Origin of the sequence: Undibacterium sp. Di26W, from assembly GCF_049340265.1 — a bacterium.
Taxonomy (GTDB): domain Bacteria; phylum Pseudomonadota; class Gammaproteobacteria; order Burkholderiales; family Burkholderiaceae_D; genus Undibacterium.
In genome coordinates this window covers 525,898-547,362 of the sequence record NZ_JBMPOR010000001.1, presented here as the reverse complement: position 1 = coordinate 547,362, position 21,465 = coordinate 525,898, and the positions used below count along the sequence as shown (strand labels likewise).

The following is a 21,465-nucleotide window of genomic DNA, read 5'->3' as shown; positions in this document are numbered from 1 at the left end:
GCCAAAAAAATAGACAAATTATGTAAGCACATCAATAGGTGCGCAAGACCATAACTATTAGCGGAAATTGGGGCAGATTGCTCCCCATTTCCGCCATTTTTTTGTGATATTTGCGTGATATTTGCGCGACTGTTACTCTAGCCTCAGCCTCAGCCTCAGCCTCAGCCTCAGCCTCAGCCTCAGCCTCAGCCTGTGCATTGTGACCTGTGGAACATGGGCAGAGCACCAGCGAACAGGCCACGCATAAACGATGCACTTCACCACCCACAAGCCTGCCTGATCGATTGCCAGCCAATCCAGCCTGTCCAGCAAGGCCACGACCAATGTGCCTTCTTCGTCACCATCCAGAAGCGCTTAAATCCACTACTTGGAGGGCATTTGACGCGTATTAATAAAATGGGCGTTAAGTATATGGCGTGTTTGTTTATTTTGTGACATGCTCCTCCCACTGCGCTTAATTCCCAATCTCTGGCGACCGGCAGGTTTTGTACCGGCAAACTCTATGATATTCACCGTTACCAGAAAATTCGCTTGAATTTCAAATTGCACGATGTATTCAACGAAATGACATTACGTCAAATTTAAGGAGCTGCGAAATTGTATTGTAACGTGGGTAAGTTTTTACCTTGGTTTGCTCGCTGGATGGCATTGATTTTGATAATGCTGGCGTGGGCTGCACCAGCCCAGTCACAGCAAATGCCTCTGCGCTACTTCACGCAGCAAGATGGGCTTGGTAATCTGTCGGTCACTGCAATGGCGACTGATATGGATGGTTATATCTGGGTTGGTACAGAAAATGGACTATTTCGCTATAACGGTGCTGAATTTCGCCGCTATTCCAAAGAAGAAGGATTGGCTGAAGTATTCGTAACAGCCTTGCATGTGGATACCCAAAATAGATTGTGGGTCGGCAATAGTGATAGTTTGTATGTGAGAACGGGCGAGCGTTTTGCCCCCATTTTGAATAACGGTAAGAAGCTTCCCATCTCTGCTGGTCAAACATTCAGCTCGTCGTCTGATGGAAAGCTGTTCTTCGTCAGCCAGCAACGCTTATATGCGTTGACTATGCCTGGGGACAAACCTCAGCTTGAAGTACTTTTTCCCAAACAGCAAAACCCTGCGCAGCCAGCACCCGATGCCTTGTTTGGTGTCCACCGTGATAATAACGGCGATTTCTGGCTGGGATGTGGACAATCAATTTGTGAATACAGTGATAAAAAAACGCGAGTGTGGGATGCGTCGCAGGGCGTGCCGGACGACCAGTGGCGTAGTTTTTACCGTGACAGTAGCGGACAGCTTTGGGCGAGAGGCGAGCAACATATTGTCGTTCTGCAGGCGAACGATGACCGCTTCAAAGATAGAACACCTCCGGGCGATATCCTGCATAAGAAGGGATTGGTAATCTGGATATCTGCCGACGCCGAAGGCCGGGTATTGAGCAATGCTGACCAGGCATTGATACGCTGGAACAAGGATCACTGGGACAGTTTTGACAGACAGAATGGATTGAAAATAGGCGGCGGACTGACTGGCCTTCTTTTTGACAAAGATGGCGGCATGTGGCTGGGGTCGCGTGGGCTGGGCCTGATCAAATGGCTGGGTTCGGGTAATTGGGAAAGCTGGACCATGGCACAGGGCATGCCTGACGACGTTGTGCTGTCACTGGCCAGGGACAGGGGAGGGGTTATGCATGTAGGCACGCGCTCTGGCCCGGCGCAGCTTGGGCCTGATCAACGGTATTTCAGCGCCAATACAGACGGGCTAGGGAAAATTGACCACCAGTGGTCAGGCATGGTGGTTGATGATACTGGTACGGTGTGGGGCGGTACTTATTCCGGACAACTGATGCGTTTCGACGCGACCAACCGGACCTATACGCAGGTGGCAACGCTGCCCCAGATTTTTCGAATGCTGGCAGATCGCAAGGGCAATATCTGGGTAGCGACTGTCAATGGCTTGTTTGTCATTGACACCAGTGCCAGCAAAATGAATGTGATGCGTCCTGCCGGTCTGGATGGCCTGGAAATTTCTAAAACCGGGAATTTCCGTGATTTGTGCCAAAGCCCCAATGGAGACATCTGGGTTCTCGCGCGAAATCAGTTACTGCGCTTTGATGGCAAGGTCTGGAATGATTTTCAGGTGAAGTTCAATGGTGAGCCGCCTAACATGGCAGGCCTGAGTTGTGCAGGCAATAATGACTTGTGGCTTGGTACGCTAAAGGCAGGCTTGATACGCGCAAGCATCAACAATGGAAATTTACAACTACAGCAACAAGAATCGCCCGTCTTAAAAAACAAGGTCATATTTTCTTTGCAGGAAGATAGCCGGGGCTGGTTATGGGTGGGTACGGATGCCGGTGTCGCCGTTTTGAACAAAAAACAGTGGCGGGTATTCAATCAAAGTAATGGATTTGTCTGGAATGAAACCAATGGGCGCAGTTTTTATGAAGCCCCGGATGGTGCAATGTGGATTGCGACAAGCAACGGCATTTCACACATCCTTCGTCCTGATCGGCTATTTAATGCGCAGGAACTCAGCAGCCTGATTGAAAGCGTCCATCGGGAAGAGGAATCCTATCCCGTCAACAAACAGATTGACCTGGCCTGGTCACACCAGCCAATAGAGTTTGTGTTGGCAAGTCTCAATTTCAGCAATCGTGGTGCCCTTGAATTTCATTACCGACTTGGTGGGCTGGAAACAGCCTGGTCAACATCGACGACACCAAAAATACGCTATACCGCGCTGGAACCTGGCAGCTATCGTTTTGAGTATTTTGTCAGCAATTCTGATGCCCAGCAATCTTCAGCTATCAAGTATCTGGAACTGGTGATCCAGCCCCCATGGTGGAAAACCATATGGTTTTATATGTTGATAGGCGCAGCTTTCCTGATCCTGGTTTTTGTCATTCATACCTATCGACTGCGCAAGCTGACTGAACTTCAGGCAAAGACGGAAGCCATCGTCAAAGAACGTACGCGGGAACTGGAGCTTTCTCGCGAAGAACTCAAAGTCCGCGCCTTGAGGGATGGCTTGACATCGGCCTGGAATCGCTCTGCCATGCTTGAAATTCTGGAAATGGAACTGGGAAAAGCAGGGCGTCAGAAAACCTCTTTGCTGGTGGTGTTGCTGGACCTGGATAACTTTAAACGGGTTAACGATACCTACGGTCATCCTGCGGGCGACGCAGTGTTGATAGAGGTCGTACGTCGCATGAATGCCACGGTACGTCAATATGATGCAGTCGGCCGTTACGGCGGTGAAGAATTTTTGATCATCCTCCCCGGGCTTGATTTAGTCCATGGAAAAGGTCTGGTTGAACGATTGCTTCAATCAATCCGGGAACAAGATATCAGCATTGGCGAACAACAATCAATCAGGGTCACCGGCAGTTTTGGCGTCATCGCTTTTGATTCGCAAAAACCAATGACAGCGGCTGAACTAATCTCAAACGTGGATCAGGCTTTGTACCGGTCCAAGCAGCAGGGTAGGAATAGGGTTGAGTATGTGGAGTGATCTGCGAGTTTAATGATTTTTGGTATCACGCACCAAATGCATTCGATTGTGCAAGGCCAATGCCATGTCACCATAGGTTACTTCTGAGATAAAATGGGCCTCCAGTTTGTACTTGCGAAGTTCCAATGAAATCCACCTTAAATTAAATAGATCATGCATCCTCTGCATCAAGCCATTGAATCCATGGATTATGATTCGGTAAAACGCCTTTTGGAAGCAGGTGCTGATCCCAATGTTCCAGATGCAGAATGTGGTAGTGCACGGCCCTTACATCTTTCAATTGATATCGAGTGTGAAGAGTCATGCCGCCGATACGATAAGGGAGAATTTGACGCAGTTCCAAGCGCTTCAATTTCAAGGCTTTTAATCGAGTTTGGTGCGAATCCATATTTATGCGATCCAGCAGGACAATCTCCTATTGATTGGGCAACACACCGCAATCATGGAGCAGCGCTACAATTGTTTGTGAATGTAGTAAAGTAACCTGAAGCTATAAACACAACTATTGTCATCACGCAAGCGGAAGGAATTTTTTAACTGTTATTGTCCATTAGGTACGTGCAAGCCATCATCATTGAGTGATATTTTTTGCTGAAGATATTTTCAGCATATTGGTAAAAAATAACTCTATTCTTCGTACGAGAACAATACCGATCCGCGCACGATGTCACAAATTTGTAAGCTTATTACGCTAGACTACGCCAAACATCTCCTCGGTGTTGAAGTTTTTTTAAGCAGCCTTCGGGCTGCTTTTTTTCTTTATGGGACGTGCCTGTCAGTCGTTCGTGATGTAGTAGTTGCACATGGTGATCAAGCCGCTGAGTTTGTCGGCGTCTTTTCTGGTCAGCAGGATATCCCTTACCTCGATAATCTGGGTGCGGCTGGGAATGATTTCTGTAGGGCTTCGGCACATCCAGTCGATTAATATCGAGATGATTTTTTTTCGTCCCAGTTTGGCAACTTCCTTACGTGTAGGGACGTAAGTTTGGAAAGTGTGGCCTTTTTGTTTTGACGATGAATTTTGAGCTGCCAGCAGATTTTCATCTGGTACACCGAACCGGTCATGCAAGTGTTGCATACGCGTTGCTCCTTAAGAACCTGTTTGCGATCTTACTGCGCGAGCGCAATAGGAGTCCACGCGGGGCTCATGCGCTGCTCAAAATGCTCATGTACTTAAGTACATTCCGCTTTTTGCGCTGCTCTTCACTCCCGCTGACGCTCGCTCGCTACAGATCGTAAACACGTTCTAACAGTGGACTGTAACAGTTTAAGCGGAGAAGGCATCACAGGTATGATGTCTCAATACTTGCTATTGTAGTCCTATATGTGCAGATAAGCTCTTTCGTCTTGCAGCACTATTGATCATGCTCAAAAAAATTGTCGACTTGGCAAAAAAATATTTATCGGCTGGCACATCAGGGGTATCGATAGCGGTGCTGATATGTATGACACTACTCAGTTTTATCACCAGCAAAGCCTGCTGATAAATGCGCTTTGATGACATTTGCGAGCATGTCGAATGCAGGGCCCATCTTGACCAAGTCTGCGACCTGACATGGACATTATTATAGCGCAGGCAGTGATCAGGCTACCTCGCCAGCAAGCTTGGGCGTGGGTTGATGCAGGCGTATCAATTCATTCAATGGCTGCGGACGGCACATCACAAAGCCCTGTATCTGAGTATCGCCAAACTGGCGCAGAAAAGCGAGCTGGCTATCGGTTTCCACACCTTCGGCAATGATATCCAGACGCAGGTTGCGCCCCAGTTCTATGATGGTGCGGACGATGGCACGATCTTCTGCTTGATCTGGCAAGCCGCTGACGAAGGAACGGTCTATCTTCATGGAAGAGATAGGCAGATTTTTCAGGCGTGACAGTGATGAATAGCCCATGCCAAAATCATCGAGACTGATACCAAATCCCAGTTGTCGCAGGCTATGCATGATGGGTATCACGCGATCCGGCTGTTGCATCAGCATACTCTCGGTCAGTTCCAGGCATAGATGATGCGATGCGATGCCGGATTGCTGGACCACGTTGCAGAGTTCTTCCGGCAAGGTGTTGCTGGTAAATTCGGATGGCGCCATATTGACATGCACCTTCAAATCCTGGAACCCTGCCTGATGCAAAATTGCCAGGTCATGACATGCCTGTTTGACTACCCAACTACCAATCTGCACGATGAGGTGGCTTTGTTCCGCAATGGGAATGAAGATATCGGGTCTGACCATCTCACCGTTCAAACGGCGCCAGCGCAGCAGGGCTTCTACCGCGACGATGCTGCGACTGCCGTCGAAGATTGGTTGATATTCAAGAAACAGGCTCTGATTCGTCATGGCCTGATACAACTCTACTTCCATGGTCAGGCGTTGGGCCAGATCAGACTGTTGCATTGCCAGCGTCTGGGTGGTGCTGGTGGAGAAAAAACTGAGCGCATTGCGACCGGTTTTCTTGATGCGGTACATGGCGGTATCGGCGCTGCGCAACAAATCGGGGCTGTTCATGCCATTCTCAGGAAAAATGCTGATTCCTATGCTGGCCGAGATGGCGACTTCATGGTGGTTGAATAATACCGGCACCTGGGCCGCATCCAGTACCTTTTTGGCCAGCACGTCCAGTTGCTCTATAAATGGCGTGGATGAATTATCCGGGTGCAGCAGGATGGCGAATTCATCTCCCCCCAACCGGCCAACCAGGTCGCGACCAGATACCAGTGACTGCAGGCGTTGGGCAAAGTCTTTCAGGACCACGTTGCCGGCTTCATGACCAAAGGCGTCATTCACCGGTTTAAAGCGGTCAAGGTCGATAAAGATCAAACCGAATGGCGCTTTGTTTCGGCTATTGTCCAGGCAGGTCTTGTCCAGCATGCGATAGAAATGACTGCGGTTGGCCAACTCGGTCAAACCATCTATCTGTGCCAGTTGGCGTATGGTTTCCTGCTGTTCCAGTCTTTGTGCCGTTTGCGCGATCAGGGCACCAATACTGGCTGAAACAGTGGGTAACTGTGCTTCGCGCTGGCGCGACAGACAGCTGTAAAATTCCAGCACGCCGGGGCTGTGACGATCACCTTCGTCGGTGACATACGCGACCGGAAAGACATAGCCCGAACGCAGCTTGCATTGACTGGCGCTGTTGTTGCGTAAAAATTCACGGTCACTTTGCATGTCTTCCACCCAGCGTGCTTCGCCTCTTTGCCATACCTGGCCGACCAGGCCATCGCCGGGCGTCATGTGCATGCTGAGACTTTCCTGGGTAAAGCTGTTCAGGGCATCCTGCGCGCCGTGCCAGTAGTGTTGGCAACTGAGTTTTTGCTGTCCCTGCTTGTCGGCTTGCAGCGCCCAATAGGCACCCCATTCCCAGCCCAGGTTTTCGCAGACCAGTTGTATCAGTTTGGTGACGGCAGTGCCAAGGGTATCTGTGCCGACAAATAGGCGGGTTGATTCAAAGCTTAATCTTTCGCGCATTGCTGCATGTTTGCTGGCAGTAATGTCGAGCAAGACGCCGGCAACCAAGCCTGAATGAAAAACCGCTTCTGGCATGATGACCATGCGCAGCCAGCGCATGCCATGGATTTCGCTGATCACACGTATGTCGCACTCAGCCTGCCGATTATTCACTTGCGGTGTTTTTAAGGCATTCGTCAGCGTACTCAAGTCTTCCAGTACTGCATGGCTGAGACCACTTTCCAGGTTCGCGTACCAGCCCGCACCCACCCAAAGCAGGTCGGCTGCGTGCTGGGACAGCACCAGTTCTCCACTGTCGACATCCAGCCACCAGCGACCAAAAGAGGCGGCACTTTCGATGGGGTCGTAGCGGCAGGAATTTGCCAGAATCTCGCTCAGTTCAGGTGTGATATGGCGTCCTGGCATGCAGATAGGCTCGGGTGGAGGTGGGGAGACAAATTCATGCATGTCGTAAAGATTCATGGTTGCTCTCATAAGTGGTATTTTCAAAGAGCAATTTTTATACCATTTATATTTTTCTTTCAGTTTGGCTAAGAACATTCGTTGTACCTGCGCTAGTCACATGGTGCAGACCTGTGGAGCTACCTGGCTGCAACAATCCAGGCAAAACTATGCACCATAAAGTAACACTTTTGCTGCAGTGCGCTCAGACACTGCACTAAAGTTGCGCCGGATTCTCTTGTGCGAACGCACATAATTTAATGGTAATTGACATTCACAAAAGAAAATTTGCATAGTAGAATAAAAACTGGTCAGACCGAAATTCGATTCGGTCTGGCCAATAATCCAGTGTTTGAAACGACTATTTCTGTATTGATAAAGCAGGCCCAGGCAGTGAAATCCATCGGTATTTCATTGCCTTATTTTTAAGGGTGGTTCAGGCATATGAGAAATGATTCACGCAAGACCGGGCAGAGTTCATCACGCATTTCCGGGTTTACGCTACTGGAATTGCTGGTGGTGATTGCCATTATCGGCTTGCTGAGTGCATATGTCGGGCCCAAATATTTTTCCAAGGTAGGTGAGTCGCGGCAGAAAGTAGCCAAGGCACAGATCGAGTCATTCAGTAAGGCGCTGGACAACTACAGGCTCGATGTCGGGCGTTATCCGGCTGCGGATGCTGGTTTGAACGCCTTATTGGTCAGACCAGTTGGTGTTGCTCGCTGGAATGGACCTTATCTGCAGAAAGCTGTCCCTATGGACCCTTGGGGCAATGCCTATATTTATCGTATCCCCGGGCGCAGTGGCAAGGAATTTGACCTGACATCACTGGGTGAAGATGGCCGTGCCGGTGGTACAGGCGAAGCGGCAGACGTTACCAACTGATCACTGAGGCCAGGCATGCGTTACGCCGTTCGTGCAGTAGGCCGTGATAATCGCGTGCACATGCTGGAACTGGAAGCCATGGATGCCGATGGCGCATCGCGTGCGGCGGTGGCCAGGCAGATGACGGTGCTGGATGTGCGGCCCCTGTCGGCGCAGGTGCAAAAGCGTGGCAAGAATTTTTCGCTAGTTTTGTTTACGCAAGAGTTATTGGCGCTGCTGCAAGCCGGACTGGGTTTGATCGAAAGCCTGGAAGCCCTGGGTGAGAAAGATGCGCAAAGCGAGACAGCAAACATCGTCGCCCGTTTGCTGCTGCGCATGCGGGACGGCTTGCGGTTTTCAGTTGCCGTCGCTGCCGAACCTGAGCATTTTCCACCTCTGTTTATCGGTATCGTCAAAGCGGCAGAACGTACCAGTGATTTGCCGCAGGCCCTGTCGCGTTACATTGAATATCAGGTGCGTATTAATGGTATTCGTAACCGCATCGTCAGTGCCGCAATCTATCCGGCGATATTGTTGATCGTCGGTGGTGTGGTCAGCATGTTTTTGCTTGGTTATGTCGTTCCCCGGTTTTCTGTGGTGTACCAGGGCAGTGGCAGGGAATTGCCGCTGATGTCGCAATGGCTGATTGCCTGGGGGGCTGCGGTGGCTGCGCATGGCAAGTTGTTGCTGGCCGCTGCGACGGGCATCGTCTTCGTTTTGTTTGCCTGGTGGCGCCGGCTAAAGCGCTCTGGCCGTTTGATGCAGATGTTGACGCGTTTGCCCGGGGTGTCGCAGCGCGTGAATATTCTTGAACTGGCGCGCTTGTACCTGACGCTGGGCATGTTACTGGAAGGCGGTATTGCGGTTGTCAATGCGCTGGAAATGGTCAGTGGCACCTTGTCTGCACACAGGGCCAGGGCCCTGGCGGCGGCGCGTTACAGCATAGTCCAGGGTGGTAATTTTTCTGATGCTTTTGAAAAAAACGGTTTGACTACGCCGATTGCCTTGCGCATGTTGCGCGTGGGTGAACATTCTGGGCAACTGGGTTTGATGCTGACAAGGGCGGCACTTTTTTACGATGCCGAAACGACACTCTGGATAGAGAAATTCAGCAAGACCTTTGAGCCGGTGTTGATGGCGCTGATAGGTATCGTGATCGGCTTGATCGTGGTGTTGTTGTATATGCCCATCTTTGATCTGGCAGGTACCTTGCAATAAACGAATTGCAGGTTTGATCGTAGTACGGACGCATTGCACCAGTGTGGCGGCGTGGTCCGAAGTCAGGAAAGGAGCTTGTGAGTATGATGGACAGCATGCGTATCGCGCATACCGCGCATCTCAATTCCCGGCTTTCGGGAGGAAGCTTTTTTATTGAGCTGGAAACCCTGACACAACTTGAGCCGCGTGTCTTGTTGTCGCAGACAGCGACTTTGTTTCGCATGGCTGCGATCGACATGGCAGGCATGCTTGCCTATGAGCCTGTGTTTGAATGCCTGCCGCTGGCACGGGCCCAGGTAAGACAGTGCGTGTTGCTGCGCAATGCACTGGGGCTGACGGCAGTGGTCTGCGATCCCTATGACCAGAATCTGCAAATCTGGCTGGAAACGCTGGCTGCAGAAGCACTGCAGTGGCGGCTTGCCTTGCCGGGCGAGGTGCATGCTTACCTGGCCAAGCAGGAAGAATCGGTGCGTTCCATTGACGTACTGATTCATGACCAGCAAGCCGATGGCGAGCATAAGAACTTGTTGGAAAATCTTAGTTATGCAGCCTTGAGCGATGCTGCCAGTCCGGCGGTCAAGCTGGTTAATTCGACACTCTATGATGCTTTGAAGACGGGTGTATCTGATATCCATTTTGAATCAACGCCGAATGGCATGCTGACCAAATACCGGATAGACGGTGTGCTGGATCAGGCGGCACAGGTGACGGGCAGGGCGCTGGCTGAACAGGCTGTGTCCCGTATCAAGGTATTGGCTGAGCTGGATATTTCTGAACGCAGGGTGCCGCAGGATGGCAGTTTCCGGGTAGAGGCACAAGGGCGCGAGATTGATTTGCGGGTATCCATCATGCCCAGCGTCCATGGTGAAGATGCCGTCATACGGATATTGGACAAGCAAGCCATGGTCAGTGCGCATGGTGGCCTGACGCTGGATGCGTCGGGTTTTGCTGATGATCACCTTGCCACCATACGGCGTCTGGTGGCAGAGCCCTATGGCATGGTGCTGGTGACGGGGCCGACCGGGTCTGGCAAGACCACGACCTTGTATGGTGCGATTACCGAAATCAATACTGGCCGGGCAAAAATCATCACGATAGAAGATCCGGTTGAATATCATTTATCAGGCATTTTGCAGATACCTGTGAATGACAAAAAAGGTTTGTCGTTTGCGCGCGGCCTGCGTTCCATATTGCGGCACGACCCCGACATCATCATGGTCGGCGAAATCCGTGACCAGGAAACCGGTGAAATAGCTGTGCAATCAGCGCTGACCGGGCATCTGGTCTTGTCCACCGTGCATGCGAATAGCGTGTTTGATGTATTTGGCCGCTTTGCCCATATGGGAATAGATCCGTATTCATTTGTTTCATCTCTCAATGGCGTCATCGCACAACGTCTGGTCAGGCTCAATTGCAAGCATTGCAGCACCAGTTATGAACCAGATGATGAAGAATTGCTGCGCAGCGGACTGGATCGCACTATGGTGAAAAATTATATTTTCCGACGTGGGATTGGCTGTGGTGATTGCCGTGGCACGGGTTATCGCGGTCGTCGTGCGGTGGCAGAAATATTGACGTTGGATGATGCATTGGCCGAACTGGTCATAGAACGCCGTCCTTTGCGACAGATTAAGGAAATGGCACGTGCCGGCGGCATGCGCAGCTTGTTTGAAGATGCATTGAAACTGGTAGCCAATGGTCAAACTACATTAGAAGAGGTTAAGCGTGTCACTTTGGCAGGTTGAAAAAAATCATTTGAACATCGGTGGTCAGGAGATATGGTTAAGTCGCGCTGACGGCAGTGCGCCACACAAGCTGGCTGCAAAGCCAGGGGATTGGCAAGCGTTGCGTGAAGAACTGCCTGGCTTGCTGACAACAAAGGCCGCCTTGATCGTTGTTGTGGCAGATTGCTGGGTACGCTATTTCTTGTTGGAACTGCCAGAAGAAATCTCCAGCTTGAATGATTCTTTTCTGTTGTTGAATGCCCGTTTCGAAAATTTGTATGGACAAGCAGCGGCCGACTGGGCGATACAAGCCGACTGGCACAAGGGTGAACCCATGCTGGCCTGTGCATTGCCGCGTAGTCTGTTGCAGGCGTTGGAGATGTATGCGCTGCGCAGCCTGGTACCACAACTGGTGACGGTTTGGCGGCAGCAATGCGCAAGTCTGCCACCAACCGGTGCCTGGTGTTTCGTGCAGGATGGCATTAGCACCTTGTTATATTGGCAGCAGGGGGTATTGCGGCTGGTGCGGCAGTTGCGTTGTGATGATGTGGATGCCTTGCTGTCGCTGGAGTTACTCAGACTGGGCGAGCAATTGCCCGCCGACAGATTCTGGACCGGCGATGCCAGGCCATCGCACTGGCTGGCACGGAAAGCTGCCGTATGAAACCTGTGCAAATCAACTTTGCAGAGAAAAATAATCCCTGGCGCTGGGATGTTCGCAACCGTGGTGTGCAGGTATTTCTTGTCTTGATATCGCTGGCTTTATGCGTGGCCATTCTGGTCTGGCGTGGTTGGCAAGGCATGCAGAGTGAACTTGTCCGTCTGGATGAAAAACGCGCGCAGATGCAGGCTGGCCAGGATCAGGGCGCTGATCAGGGACGCAAGCAGCTTGGCAATGACGAGGCCGTGTTATTGCGTCAATCAGAATTTTTACGGAACCTGCGCTGGGAGGCGATCTTTCAGGCATTTGAAGCCGTACCCGGCGCAGGGCTGGATGCTTTTGAACCTGAGCTGACGCGTGGCGTCGTCAGGGTGCAGGCGCATATTGCCGATGTTGTTGCCATGCAGGCCTATCTGCGTGAATTGCAGAAAAGCCCGGTTTTTTTGAGAGTGAACTTATTGCGCCATGAAACGCAGGCGACACAGGACGCACGGGTGAATTTTCATTTTGAAGTGATCCTGGCGGAGCCGTATCGCCCGTCTGTTGCAGAGGCGAAGGAGTCACCATGAAACGATTTGCTGACTGGCGCTGGTATTTGGATGTTTTTGTATTGCGCTATGGCTGGTGGCCCTTGTCTGGTGCCGCAGTATTGCTGTTGAGCTTGTTGTTGTGGCTGGTCTGGCTGCCAGCGCAGGAGACCCGTGTGCAGTCCGCGTTGCAGGAACTGTCAGCACAGCCGGAAAGTGCGCTTGAAAGGAGATCGGTGCAGACCGCAAATGCCTTGAACCTGCCTTTGGAAACTATGGCGAATGAAGGTGTGCAAGGTATTTTACTACTGGCGAAAAAACATGGTTTAAGCATCGCTCAGGCTGACTACAAGCGGCGTGAAAGTGGGCACATAGGGCGCTGGCAACTGCAATTGCCCGTTACTGCCAGTTACCCGCAGATACGTCGTTTTATACGGGCGGCGCGGGATATTCCTGGCCTGTCCATGGATGAGCTTGGCTTGCGTGGCGGCGAAACTGGTGTCGAAGCGCGACTGTCATTTTCCATCTGGTTTGAAGTGGAAAAGCCGATTGAAAAGTCGATTGAGACCGCCATGGAAGGAGGAGCTTGATGTCAAAACGACTGGCGCTGATGCTGGCAGTACTGGCGGGTGTTGGTCTGCTGATTGCGTTGGATCGGCCACCGCCTCCGGTTGTTGCTGAGGTCGAGCCAAGCCGGCCATCAAGACGCATACCAGTTGCCGCACCTGACATAAAAACAGGGAAACAGATGGATATGGCAGATGCGGCTATACCTGACTTGTTTGCCGATCATGCAGTCCCGGCAGTGAATCAGCAGCCCCAACAAAGTACCGGCGCAGAAGGGAAAGATGCGGCGGAACAGCAATTCAGTTTGCTTGGTTTCAAGGAAGAAAATGGCCGGCGCGAAGCTTTTTTGATGAGAAATGGTGAAGTGCTGATCGCCCGTGCAGGGATGATGTTTGAAAAGCGTTATCGCGTCATGGGCTTGCAGCAAGACAGTGTACATATCAGGGACAATCAGTCTGGTCAGGAAATCCGGATCGGCTTCAGGGTGAATCAATGAAACGAATGGCGAGAAATGCGTTGTTGATAGGGGGATTGCTGGGCCTTGCGGCATGTGCGACCACCCCTGTCCAGACAAAACCAACAGAAATTCGTGCACTGCTGGATGCCGGCAAGTTGGAGGAGGGCATTGCACAACTGGAAGACCTGTTAAAACAAACACCAGGTCACGTTGAAGCCCGTGTTTTGCTGGTCAATGCCCGACGTCAGTTGGCGATGCAATTCCTGAACAAGGCAGCGCAAGATACGCGGCGCGAAGCCTGGGATGAGGCGCAGGCTGCTTACCGGCAGGCTGCAGCGCTTGGCGAGGTGGAACAGGCTATGCTGGGTGTGCGCACGCTGGTTGCCAGCCAGTACCAGTCCAGGTTGTTGAAGAATGTCAATGAATTGTGGGATGCTGGCAAGCAGGATGAGGCGCGCAAGGAATTGCATGCCTTTCTCACCGAATTCCCGCGTCATGCCAAAGGCTTGCAGCTGCAGCGAAAAATTGGTGAGCCTGAAGCGCGCATGCAAAATGCCGTGCTGAGTACGGCATTTCAGAAACGCTTGAGCTTACAGTTCCGTGATGCTCCGGTGCGGGCTGTGCTTGAGGCCATGTCGCATTCATCCGGCATCAATTTCACGCTGGACCGGGATGTGCCTTCCGATGTGCGGGTCAATCTGGATTTGCGCGATACCACGGTAGAGCTGGCATTGCGTAATTTGCTGATGAGCGTGCAATTGGAGCAGCGTGTCGTCGATGAGCGCACGGTCCTGATTTACCCTAGTGACCAGGCCAAGCAGCGCAGTTATCAGCAATTAAGCATACGCAGTTTTAAAATTGCCAATGCCGAGGCCAAGCTGGTGGCGAATAGCCTGAGGACATTGCTGAAGACCCGTGATCTGGTGGTGGATGAAAAACTGAATATGCTGGTGATACGCGACACACCGGAAACCATACGCATGGCGGCCAAGCTGGTGGCATTGCATGATGTGGCCGAGCCCGAGGTGATGCTGGAAGTGGAGATACTGGAAGTGCAGCGTAGCGACCTGGAGGCGCTGGGCGTCAAGTGGCCAGGGAATATCGGTTTGAGCCCATTGGCAAAGTCGGGCGTGGGTGATGATGGCAGCATCAACAGCGGTGCTTTCACCTTGCATGATTTAATGCATATCAATTCGCGCAGCGTATTGGCAACAGTAGATGCGATGAAATTATCTGCCACGGTCAACCGCGAAAATGTCAGCGTACTGGCGAATCCGCGCATACGTATCAAGAGCCGGGAAAAGGCGCAGATCAAGGTGGGGGAGCGGGTTCCCAGCGTATCTTCCATTGTCACGGCGACCGGGGTGACGTCGCAATCGGTGAATTATCTTGATGTCGGCCTGAAGCTGGAAGCGGAACCTGTGGTGTATCTGGATGACGAGATTTCAATCAAGCTGAATCTGGAAGTCAGCAGTATTCTGGGTACCATCTACGACAGCAATAATCAGCCCTACGGTTATCGCATTGGTGCCCGCAATGCCACCACGGTCTTGCGTTTGCGCGATGGTGAAAACCAGGTGCTGGCCGGCCTGATCAGTGATAACGACAAACGTTCTGTCAATGCCGTGCCCGGCCTGGGGGAGTTGCCGGTGCTGGATCGCCTGTTTGGCAATCGTGGTACAGAAAGAACCAAGACAGAAATTGTCTTGTCCATTACGCCACGGGTCATTCGTAATCAACCGCTGGGGGCGTCGGGCGACATTGAATTTGATGCTGGCACCGATGCCAGTTTGCGTGGGCGTGATGGCGTGCCAGGGCAGCAACCGGTCTTGCAGCAACAGTCTGTGCCGATTCAATCAAGCCAGCCAACTCAGCCACCAATGTTGTACCCGCCAGCGGGTGAGAAAGTGGGGGGATGACATGCGCAGCCAGGGCTTTACCCTGATAGAGCTGATGGTGACGCTGGTCATTGTCTCTTTGCTGGCCGCCATTGCCTTGCCGGTGGCGCAGGTGGCGGTGCAACGTCAGAAAGAGCAGGAACTGCGCCTGGCATTGCGTGAAATCCGTAATGCGCTGGATGATTACAAGCGCGCTAGTGGTGAGGGGCGCATTTCCTCGACACCGGACAGCAGTGGCTACCCGCCGAATTTGCTGCAACTGGTGAAGGGGGTAACAGATCAGCGTAGTGCCCGGCCAAAGAAGATATTTTTCTTACGCCGCATTCCGCGTGATCCATTTTCTGAAGACAGCAGTCTGCCTGACGAGCAAACTTGGGGGCTGCGCTCCTATCAAAGCGAAGCTGACAAACCCACGCCGGGTGATGATGTCTACGATATACATTCCAATTCTGAACTGGTCGGCCTGAATGGCATTCCCTATCTGCGCTGGTAAATACTATGGTAAGCGCGCTGACAGGCGTGGCTTTACTCTGATTGAATTGCTGGTGGTGCTGGCGATACTGTCGTTGCTGCTGACTATCGCTGTGCCACGGTATTTTCATAGCATCCAGCAATCCAAGGAAGCTGTGCTCAAAAAAAACCTGCATGTGACACGCGAGGTCATTGACAAGTTTTATGGTGACACAGGCCGTTATCCGCAATCGTTGGATGAACTGGTTGAAAGAAGATACTTGCGATCCCTGCCCGTGGATCCGGTGACTGATAGCACCGCTACCTGGGTACTCATCACACCGGAAAAAGGTGGTGGCGTGTACGACATTCAAAGCGGCGCACAAGGCATCACGCGCGATGGCTTGCCGTTCAACCGGCTGTAAATAATCAACGAATAGTCTGCGAGCAGTGTAGATGCCGGGCTATGTGCAAGACATTTTTCTATATTTGGCTTCTCAATACACTGGCCTGACCAAATTAAAGGAAATATCTCTAAATTCTCAGTAAATCCCATTTAATTTTATTATTGGTCCAGCCAAAAAATAATATTGGATGGGTCAAATTTAATATTGGCTAGACCAATTGTTGTTTTTTGATCTTATTTACAAGACGAATTTTGAGTGTAAATTATTTATATATTCAACATTTTTGTTAAAAATGAGAGATTTTGGTTTAATTGTCTATTGATCGATATTGGTAAATATATGCTTAATTTAAATGATTTTAATAGGTAGATGGACGATATTAATTTAAATGTGAGTTTTTAAAACATTAAAATTGCCATTTTAAGTACGAATGTACTAATGATTTTTTCGCATATACATGCTGTGAACCCGATTGACAGAGCACCATATTGGCGCGCATTCTCAACCCAGATCGGAAAAACGTTAAAAATCTTTAAATGTCCCGCCAAAAAGTAGTGTCAAGCGATGTTCAGGTCGGGTTTTGTGAGGAAATTGAAGCGGCATGTCTGGTCTCTCCCATGCAGGGAAATAACGTTGCCGAACGAGCAGCGAGAGCGATTATCTACCTATCGCGCGACAGATGATCGCTTGCCCAGAGCATGGGCAAATCATCAATCAATATAAACGGAGACATAAAAATGAAGGTAAATTTTCTGAAGCTGACAGTGCTGGCGGCCGGTATTGCCGCTGGTGCGCATGCAATTGCCGGACCGGTAGGTTACGGTGCGGCGACCACGGGTGGTGGTAACAAAACACCGATAGTTGTTGCTACCATGGCTGCCATGCAAGCCGAGATTGACAAGTATTCCGGCAGTGGTGGCCTGGTGTTGAGCTACACCGGCAAATTCAACTATGCCACCATCACCGATGTGTGCGCGCAATGGAAAAAACCAGCGCAAATAGTCGAAATTAAAAACAAAAGTGATGTCACGATCAAGGGCACAGGCGATTCAAGTGCCAATTTTGGTATTCATGTTGTCGGTGATGCGCATAATGTCATCATACAAAACATGACCATAGGCCTGCTGCAAGGTGGTGAAGCTGCAGATTCCATTTCGATAGAAGGCAATTCTACCGGCAAACCCAGCAATGTCTGGATTGATCACAACACGATCTTCGCTTCCCTGACAATGTGTTCGGGCGCTGGCGATGCTTCCTTTGATGGTGGCATTGACATGAAAAAAGGGGCAAACAATATTACCGTCTCTTATAACTACGTGTATGACTATCAAAAAGTGGCACTGAATGGTTATAGCGATAGTGATACGCTGAATGCCGGCTCACGCACCACCTATCACAACAACCGTTTCGAAAACGTCAAATCGCGTCTGCCTTTGCTGCGTTATGGCAAGGCACATCTGTTCAATAATTACTTCGGCAATGTCCATACCTCTGGCATCAATCCGCGTATGGGTGCCCAGGTGTTGGTCGAGTCAAATTATTTTGAAAATGTTGCCAATCCTGTCACCTCTCGCGACAGTAGTGCGCTCGGCTATTGGGAGTTGAAAAACAATTTTGTCGGCAGTGGCATTACCTGGACTGTACCTGATAGTACTTCCAAGCCTTACGCCAATGCGACAGACTGGACGACGACCAAGGCATATGGTGCCACCGGTTATTCCTATAACGCTGCAGCAGCGGCTGGCGTGAAAGCCAAGGCAATTGCTACGGCCGGTGCGCGTACCAATCTGGCCCAATAAGCCTCATTCAACAATGTTGATATAGCCGATTCGGGCGGCTGATTGATTGGCAGTACCAATGGTACGCACAGCACTCACAATGCCCGGGTTGCGCTTTTTAATTACCTAATTTGAAAAGAGATACAAATGAAAAAATCACATGGTTTACTCCTTGCAGTCCTGGGATTCGCGTTTGCCGTCAATGCCTATGCTGCGCCAGGAAAAAGGGCGATACCTGCCTGTACCAAGCAGTCTGTTTCCTCCACTACGACAGTGCCTGCCAACACAGTGTTTGACGGACTGGTCAAATTTGGCAAGATGGTGTGCCTGGTAGGTACTGGCAAAAGTATGGCTGGCGATCAAAGTGAAAATCAAATCCCGCATTTCATCCTGGAAGAGGGCGCGACGCTGAAAAATGTTGTGCTGGGCGATCCTGGTTTTGGATCAGGTCGGGATCTGAAGGCAGGCGGTGCCGACGGTGTGCATTGCAGTGGCAATTGCAGGATAGAAAATGTATATTGGGGTGATGTCGGTGAAGACGCTGCCACGCTCAAAGGCCCGGGCACAATGACGGTTACCGGTGGTGCCGCCTACAAAGCCGCGGACAAAATTTTCCAGAATAATGGTAAGGGCGGGAAAATTGTCATCACCAATTTTTATGCAGAAGAAGGTGGCAAGCTGTATCGCTCTTGCGGTAATTGTAGCGCGTCAAAGCAAAGCGCTCGTTTTGCTGATATCAGTAATGTGACGGTCTTCAATGTCAGCCATCCTGTTCTTGTCAATAGCAGCTTTAACAGCAGCAAACTGCCGGGCCTGAAGGATGCTTTTGATGTTGCTACAATCAAGGATATGAACTCCAATATCACGCCTGTTTGTAGTGGCAGTGTAGGCACTGTTTCCGGGAACGAGCCCAAAGACGATACCAATGCAGCTAACGTAGCCCGTTCCTGCAAAGTCTCCAAGTGATCGATCAATAGGATACGCTTAGTGAGATTTGCTTATTGAGATTCACTTAGTGAGATTCGATGATTAAGGAATGAAAAAAGACGCCATCATGTATAGGATGGCGTCTTTTTGTCGATGGTACAGCTTCGTTGCGACGTGGAATGCTGCGCTGTCGGATGAAATTTTTAATTGCTTTCACGCTGCGGTTTTTCGCCATCCTTGCAATTGGCACCGCATGCCATGACATACGCAAAAATCCAGTCGCAATAGCGTTTTTGTCCATCAAGATAAGTAAAGTCCCCATGGGTAAAACTGCGTTTGATGCTGGTCGCACATGAGCTGCTTTTAATCCCCATAATGCCGCCACCAGGTGCAGCCACCAGTTGCCAATCCAGTTTGCCGGTAATGGGATCGGGATAAAGCTGCCTGATGTAGCGTTTTACGCCTGCCTGTCTGGGATCGCGCAATAAATCTTCCAGGCGTGACGGGGCGCGGTTGGCGTTACCTGCTGGGGTATTCAATTCGTATTCGAGTATGGCTTTGATGTATTGCTGGCCGACGGTCAGCAATTCTTCTTCCGCAGTCCGCCGTCTGACCGTGTCAGCAACCGTCGCCGTTGCAACCGTGGCGACACCGATGATGGCGACCACAATCATTGCCCCCACATAGGTAAAGCCGGATTGCCGGGGCGTACACGGCAGCATGTGATGGCGAGAGATGATTTTCATGATATTGCCATACACGAATAGGGGGAGAATAGTCGCTTTGAACACTTGCAAAAGCGATGACTGATGTGAGCTTTAAATTATATCCGGTCTGCTCAATAGCAAATTAATTGTCCAGCCAAAAAAATATTGGTAGGACCAATTGTTGTTTTTTTGTTGTGTTGACTCGAATTTTCACCAGTGTTCCCGGACAAAACAAGAATGATGTAATGTCTTGCTCTGCAAGGTCACAAGGCGTGAAATATGCTGAACTTGCGCGATAAGTTCCAGGAAAAATCACCCTGGTGTAATGTCATTATGAGATGGGCAGGCTTGCGGTTTCATTTAGCAAGTCTATTTCACTTTTGTCGCTGCATCACGCTTGCAGGGGGACGTGGTGAGCAAGCTTGAGTGAGTGTGAGTAAGCGATTGATTTACTTTTATTGGATGCAGACATGGCCAGACTTATTTCTTCTGTTGTTCTTAACTGCATTCGTAGCAATATTTGTAGCTGTATTGCTCTTGCCTGTATTGGCTCCATGCAGCCGTTGCAGGCCCTGGCTGCGTCGCAAGTTGCCGTTGCAGCAGATACTGCACATGCAAGTTTCCCTGGTGCGGCGGGTTGGGCTGCGCAAACCCCGGGTGGGCGTGGCGGCAAACTTATACGGGTGACGAATCTGAATGCTGACGGCCCCGGTTCGCTGAAGGAAGCGATAGAAACACCCGGCCCACGCATCGTGGTGTTTGAAGTGGGTGGCGTGATTGACCTGAAGCGCTCGACACTGACCATACGCGAACCTTTTATCACGATTGCAGGGCAGACTGCACCATCGCCAGGCATCACGATTATTCGTGGTGGCCTGATTTTGCGTGGGCATGATGCCATTATCCGTCATCTGCGTGTACGCACTGGTGTCGATGGACAGCCAAAACGCAGCGGCTGGGAAGAAGATGCATTTTCAACTTCATCAGCCCATGATGTCATCGTGGATCATTGCAGTTTTAGCTGGGCGATAGATGAAAACATGTCGGCATCAGGCCCACGTTTTAATGGCAACACACCCGAAGAATGGCGCAAGGGAACCAGTTACAACGTCACGTTCTCTTATAACCTGGCAGCAGAGGGACTGGCGGAGGCAAGTCATTCCAAGGGCGAGCATTCCAAAGGTTCGCTGGTGCACGACAATGTCACCAATATTCTTTTTTACCGCAATATTTTTGCCCACAATGTAGAGCGCAATCCATTATTCAAAGGTGGCGTGCGTGGCTCTGTCATTAATAACCTGATTTATGACCCGGGGCGGAGAGCAATTCATTACAACCGGATGGCACTGGAGTGGGGTACGCATCCCTATCAGAATGGTCAGTTGAGTGCGGTTGGCAATGTCATGCGGGGTGGTCTGTCGACCAAAGGCAAGTTACCTTTCATGACCCTGGGTGGCGACGGTGATCTTGAATACTATGCCAAAGATAATACGGCGGTAGACAAGTATGGCATGCCCTTGCCTTCATTCGGACGGTATGGCGAAACCCAAGCTAGGCTGATCAGCATGAATGAGCCGGTTGCCTGGCCTGCCGGTATTGCTGTCATGCCTTCACACGAGGTAGAAAAATACCTGCTGCAACATGCCGGTGCCAGACCTTGGGACAGGGATGCGGACGATATTCGTGTTTTATATTTCATTGCCGAAGGGCAGGGGAAAATCATCGATGATGAAAATGAAGTCAGTGGCTATCCCAAACAAAATGAAGTGCACGCCCCCTTTGTTGAAGCCGACTGGGATATGGATAGCCTGGAGCCCAAGTCGGGTACGTATCCGCAGGCAGTCAAGCACAAGTAGGTAAGT

Annotated in this window: 18 protein-coding genes; 15 read left to right on the top strand and 3 right to left on the bottom strand. The window is 50.8% G+C overall.

Annotated features, from left to right (window positions below):
* Window positions 1-660: 660 nt before the first annotated feature.
* Both ACO0LM_RS02235 and ACO0LM_RS02230 read left to right on the top strand, forming a co-directional pair.
* Window positions 661-3,513 (top strand): ligand-binding sensor domain-containing protein, encoded by a 2,853-nt coding sequence (locus ACO0LM_RS02235; RefSeq protein ID WP_423033904.1) that lies wholly within the window; start codon window positions 661-663, stop codon window positions 3,511-3,513.
* A gap of 153 nt (window positions 3,514-3,666) precedes the next feature.
* A complete protein-coding gene (locus ACO0LM_RS02230; RefSeq protein ID WP_423033902.1) occupies window positions 3,667-3,996 on the top strand; it encodes an ankyrin repeat domain-containing protein in 330 nt (109 codons plus the stop codon).
* Between the two features lie 292 nt (window positions 3,997-4,288).
* Here the strand turns inward: ACO0LM_RS02230 and ACO0LM_RS02225 are convergent, their stop codons facing one another.
* Entirely contained in the window at window positions 4,289-4,591 is a 303-nt protein-coding gene (locus ACO0LM_RS02225) for a hypothetical protein (protein WP_423033900.1), read from the bottom strand.
* 505 nt (window positions 4,592-5,096) lie between these two features.
* Window positions 5,097-7,439: an EAL domain-containing protein gene (locus ACO0LM_RS02220; RefSeq protein WP_423033898.1), complete on the bottom strand. Its 2,343-nt coding sequence runs from the start codon at window positions 7,437-7,439 to the stop codon at window positions 5,097-5,099.
* A 423-nt stretch (window positions 7,440-7,862) separates the two neighbouring features.
* Between ACO0LM_RS02220 and gspG the strand changes: the two genes are divergently transcribed.
* The 12 genes from gspG (at window position 7,863) to ACO0LM_RS02160 (ending at window position 18,935) form a co-directional block, all read left to right on the top strand.
* Window positions 7,863-8,303: a type II secretion system major pseudopilin GspG gene (gene gspG / locus ACO0LM_RS02215; protein ID WP_423033896.1), complete on the top strand. Its 441-nt coding sequence runs from the start codon at window positions 7,863-7,865 to the stop codon at window positions 8,301-8,303.
* A gap of 15 nt (window positions 8,304-8,318) precedes the next feature.
* A complete protein-coding gene (locus ACO0LM_RS02210; RefSeq protein WP_423033894.1) occupies window positions 8,319-9,500 on the top strand; it encodes a type II secretion system F family protein in 1,182 nt (393 codons plus the stop codon).
* 83 nt (window positions 9,501-9,583) lie between these two features.
* Window positions 9,584-11,245 (top strand): GspE/PulE family protein, encoded by a 1,662-nt coding sequence (locus tag ACO0LM_RS02205; RefSeq protein WP_423033892.1) that lies wholly within the window; start codon window positions 9,584-9,586, stop codon window positions 11,243-11,245.
* The gene (locus ACO0LM_RS02200) at window positions 11,226-11,888 is read left to right on the top strand and encodes a hypothetical protein (protein WP_423033890.1); all 663 of its coding nucleotides are present in this window, start codon (window positions 11,226-11,228) and stop codon (window positions 11,886-11,888) included. Before ACO0LM_RS02205 ends, ACO0LM_RS02200 begins: the two co-directional genes overlap by 20 nt.
* The gene (locus ACO0LM_RS02195) at window positions 11,885-12,454 is read left to right on the top strand and encodes a hypothetical protein (RefSeq protein ID WP_423033888.1); all 570 of its coding nucleotides are present in this window, start codon (window positions 11,885-11,887) and stop codon (window positions 12,452-12,454) included. Before ACO0LM_RS02200 ends, ACO0LM_RS02195 begins: the two co-directional genes overlap by 4 nt.
* Window positions 12,451-13,002, top strand: coding sequence for a hypothetical protein (locus tag ACO0LM_RS02190; RefSeq protein ID WP_423033886.1), 552 nt, complete (start codon window positions 12,451-12,453; stop codon window positions 13,000-13,002). The genes ACO0LM_RS02195 and ACO0LM_RS02190 overlap by 4 nt, the downstream gene beginning before the upstream one ends.
* Window positions 13,002-13,475: a hypothetical protein gene (locus ACO0LM_RS02185; RefSeq protein WP_423033884.1), complete on the top strand. Its 474-nt coding sequence runs from the start codon at window positions 13,002-13,004 to the stop codon at window positions 13,473-13,475. Before ACO0LM_RS02190 ends, ACO0LM_RS02185 begins: the two co-directional genes overlap by 1 nt.
* Window positions 13,472-15,355, top strand: coding sequence for a secretin N-terminal domain-containing protein (locus tag ACO0LM_RS02180; protein WP_423033882.1), 1,884 nt, complete (start codon window positions 13,472-13,474; stop codon window positions 15,353-15,355). The genes ACO0LM_RS02185 and ACO0LM_RS02180 overlap by 4 nt, the downstream gene beginning before the upstream one ends.
* 1 nt (window position 15,356) lies before the next feature.
* The gene (locus tag ACO0LM_RS02175) at window positions 15,357-15,827 is read left to right on the top strand and encodes a type II secretion system protein (RefSeq protein ID WP_423033880.1); all 471 of its coding nucleotides are present in this window, start codon (window positions 15,357-15,359) and stop codon (window positions 15,825-15,827) included.
* Window positions 15,802-16,209: a type II secretion system protein gene (locus ACO0LM_RS02170; RefSeq protein ID WP_423033878.1), complete on the top strand. Its 408-nt coding sequence runs from the start codon at window positions 15,802-15,804 to the stop codon at window positions 16,207-16,209. Before ACO0LM_RS02175 ends, ACO0LM_RS02170 begins: the two co-directional genes overlap by 26 nt.
* A 719-nt stretch (window positions 16,210-16,928) precedes the next feature.
* Window positions 16,929-17,990 (top strand): pectate lyase family protein, encoded by a 1,062-nt coding sequence (locus ACO0LM_RS02165; protein ID WP_423033876.1) that lies wholly within the window; start codon window positions 16,929-16,931, stop codon window positions 17,988-17,990.
* A gap of 126 nt (window positions 17,991-18,116) precedes the next feature.
* Window positions 18,117-18,935, top strand: a complete 819-nt coding sequence (locus tag ACO0LM_RS02160; RefSeq protein WP_423033874.1) for a pectate lyase — start codon at window positions 18,117-18,119, stop codon at window positions 18,933-18,935.
* Between the two features lie 164 nt (window positions 18,936-19,099).
* Here ACO0LM_RS02160 and ACO0LM_RS02155 read toward each other — a convergent pair whose 3' ends face one another.
* On the bottom strand, window positions 19,100-19,642 hold the full coding sequence (locus tag ACO0LM_RS02155; protein ID WP_423033872.1) for a type II secretion system protein: 543 nt from the start codon (window positions 19,640-19,642) through the stop codon (window positions 19,100-19,102).
* Window positions 19,643-20,157: 515 nt separating this feature from the next.
* Between ACO0LM_RS02155 and ACO0LM_RS02150 the strand changes: the two genes are divergently transcribed.
* Window positions 20,158-21,459 carry a pectate lyase family protein gene (locus tag ACO0LM_RS02150; RefSeq protein WP_423033870.1) on the top strand — a complete coding sequence of 434 codons (1,302 nt, stop codon included), beginning with the start codon at window positions 20,158-20,160 and terminating at the stop codon, window positions 21,457-21,459.
* The last annotated feature ends 6 nt before the right edge of the window (window positions 21,460-21,465 follow it).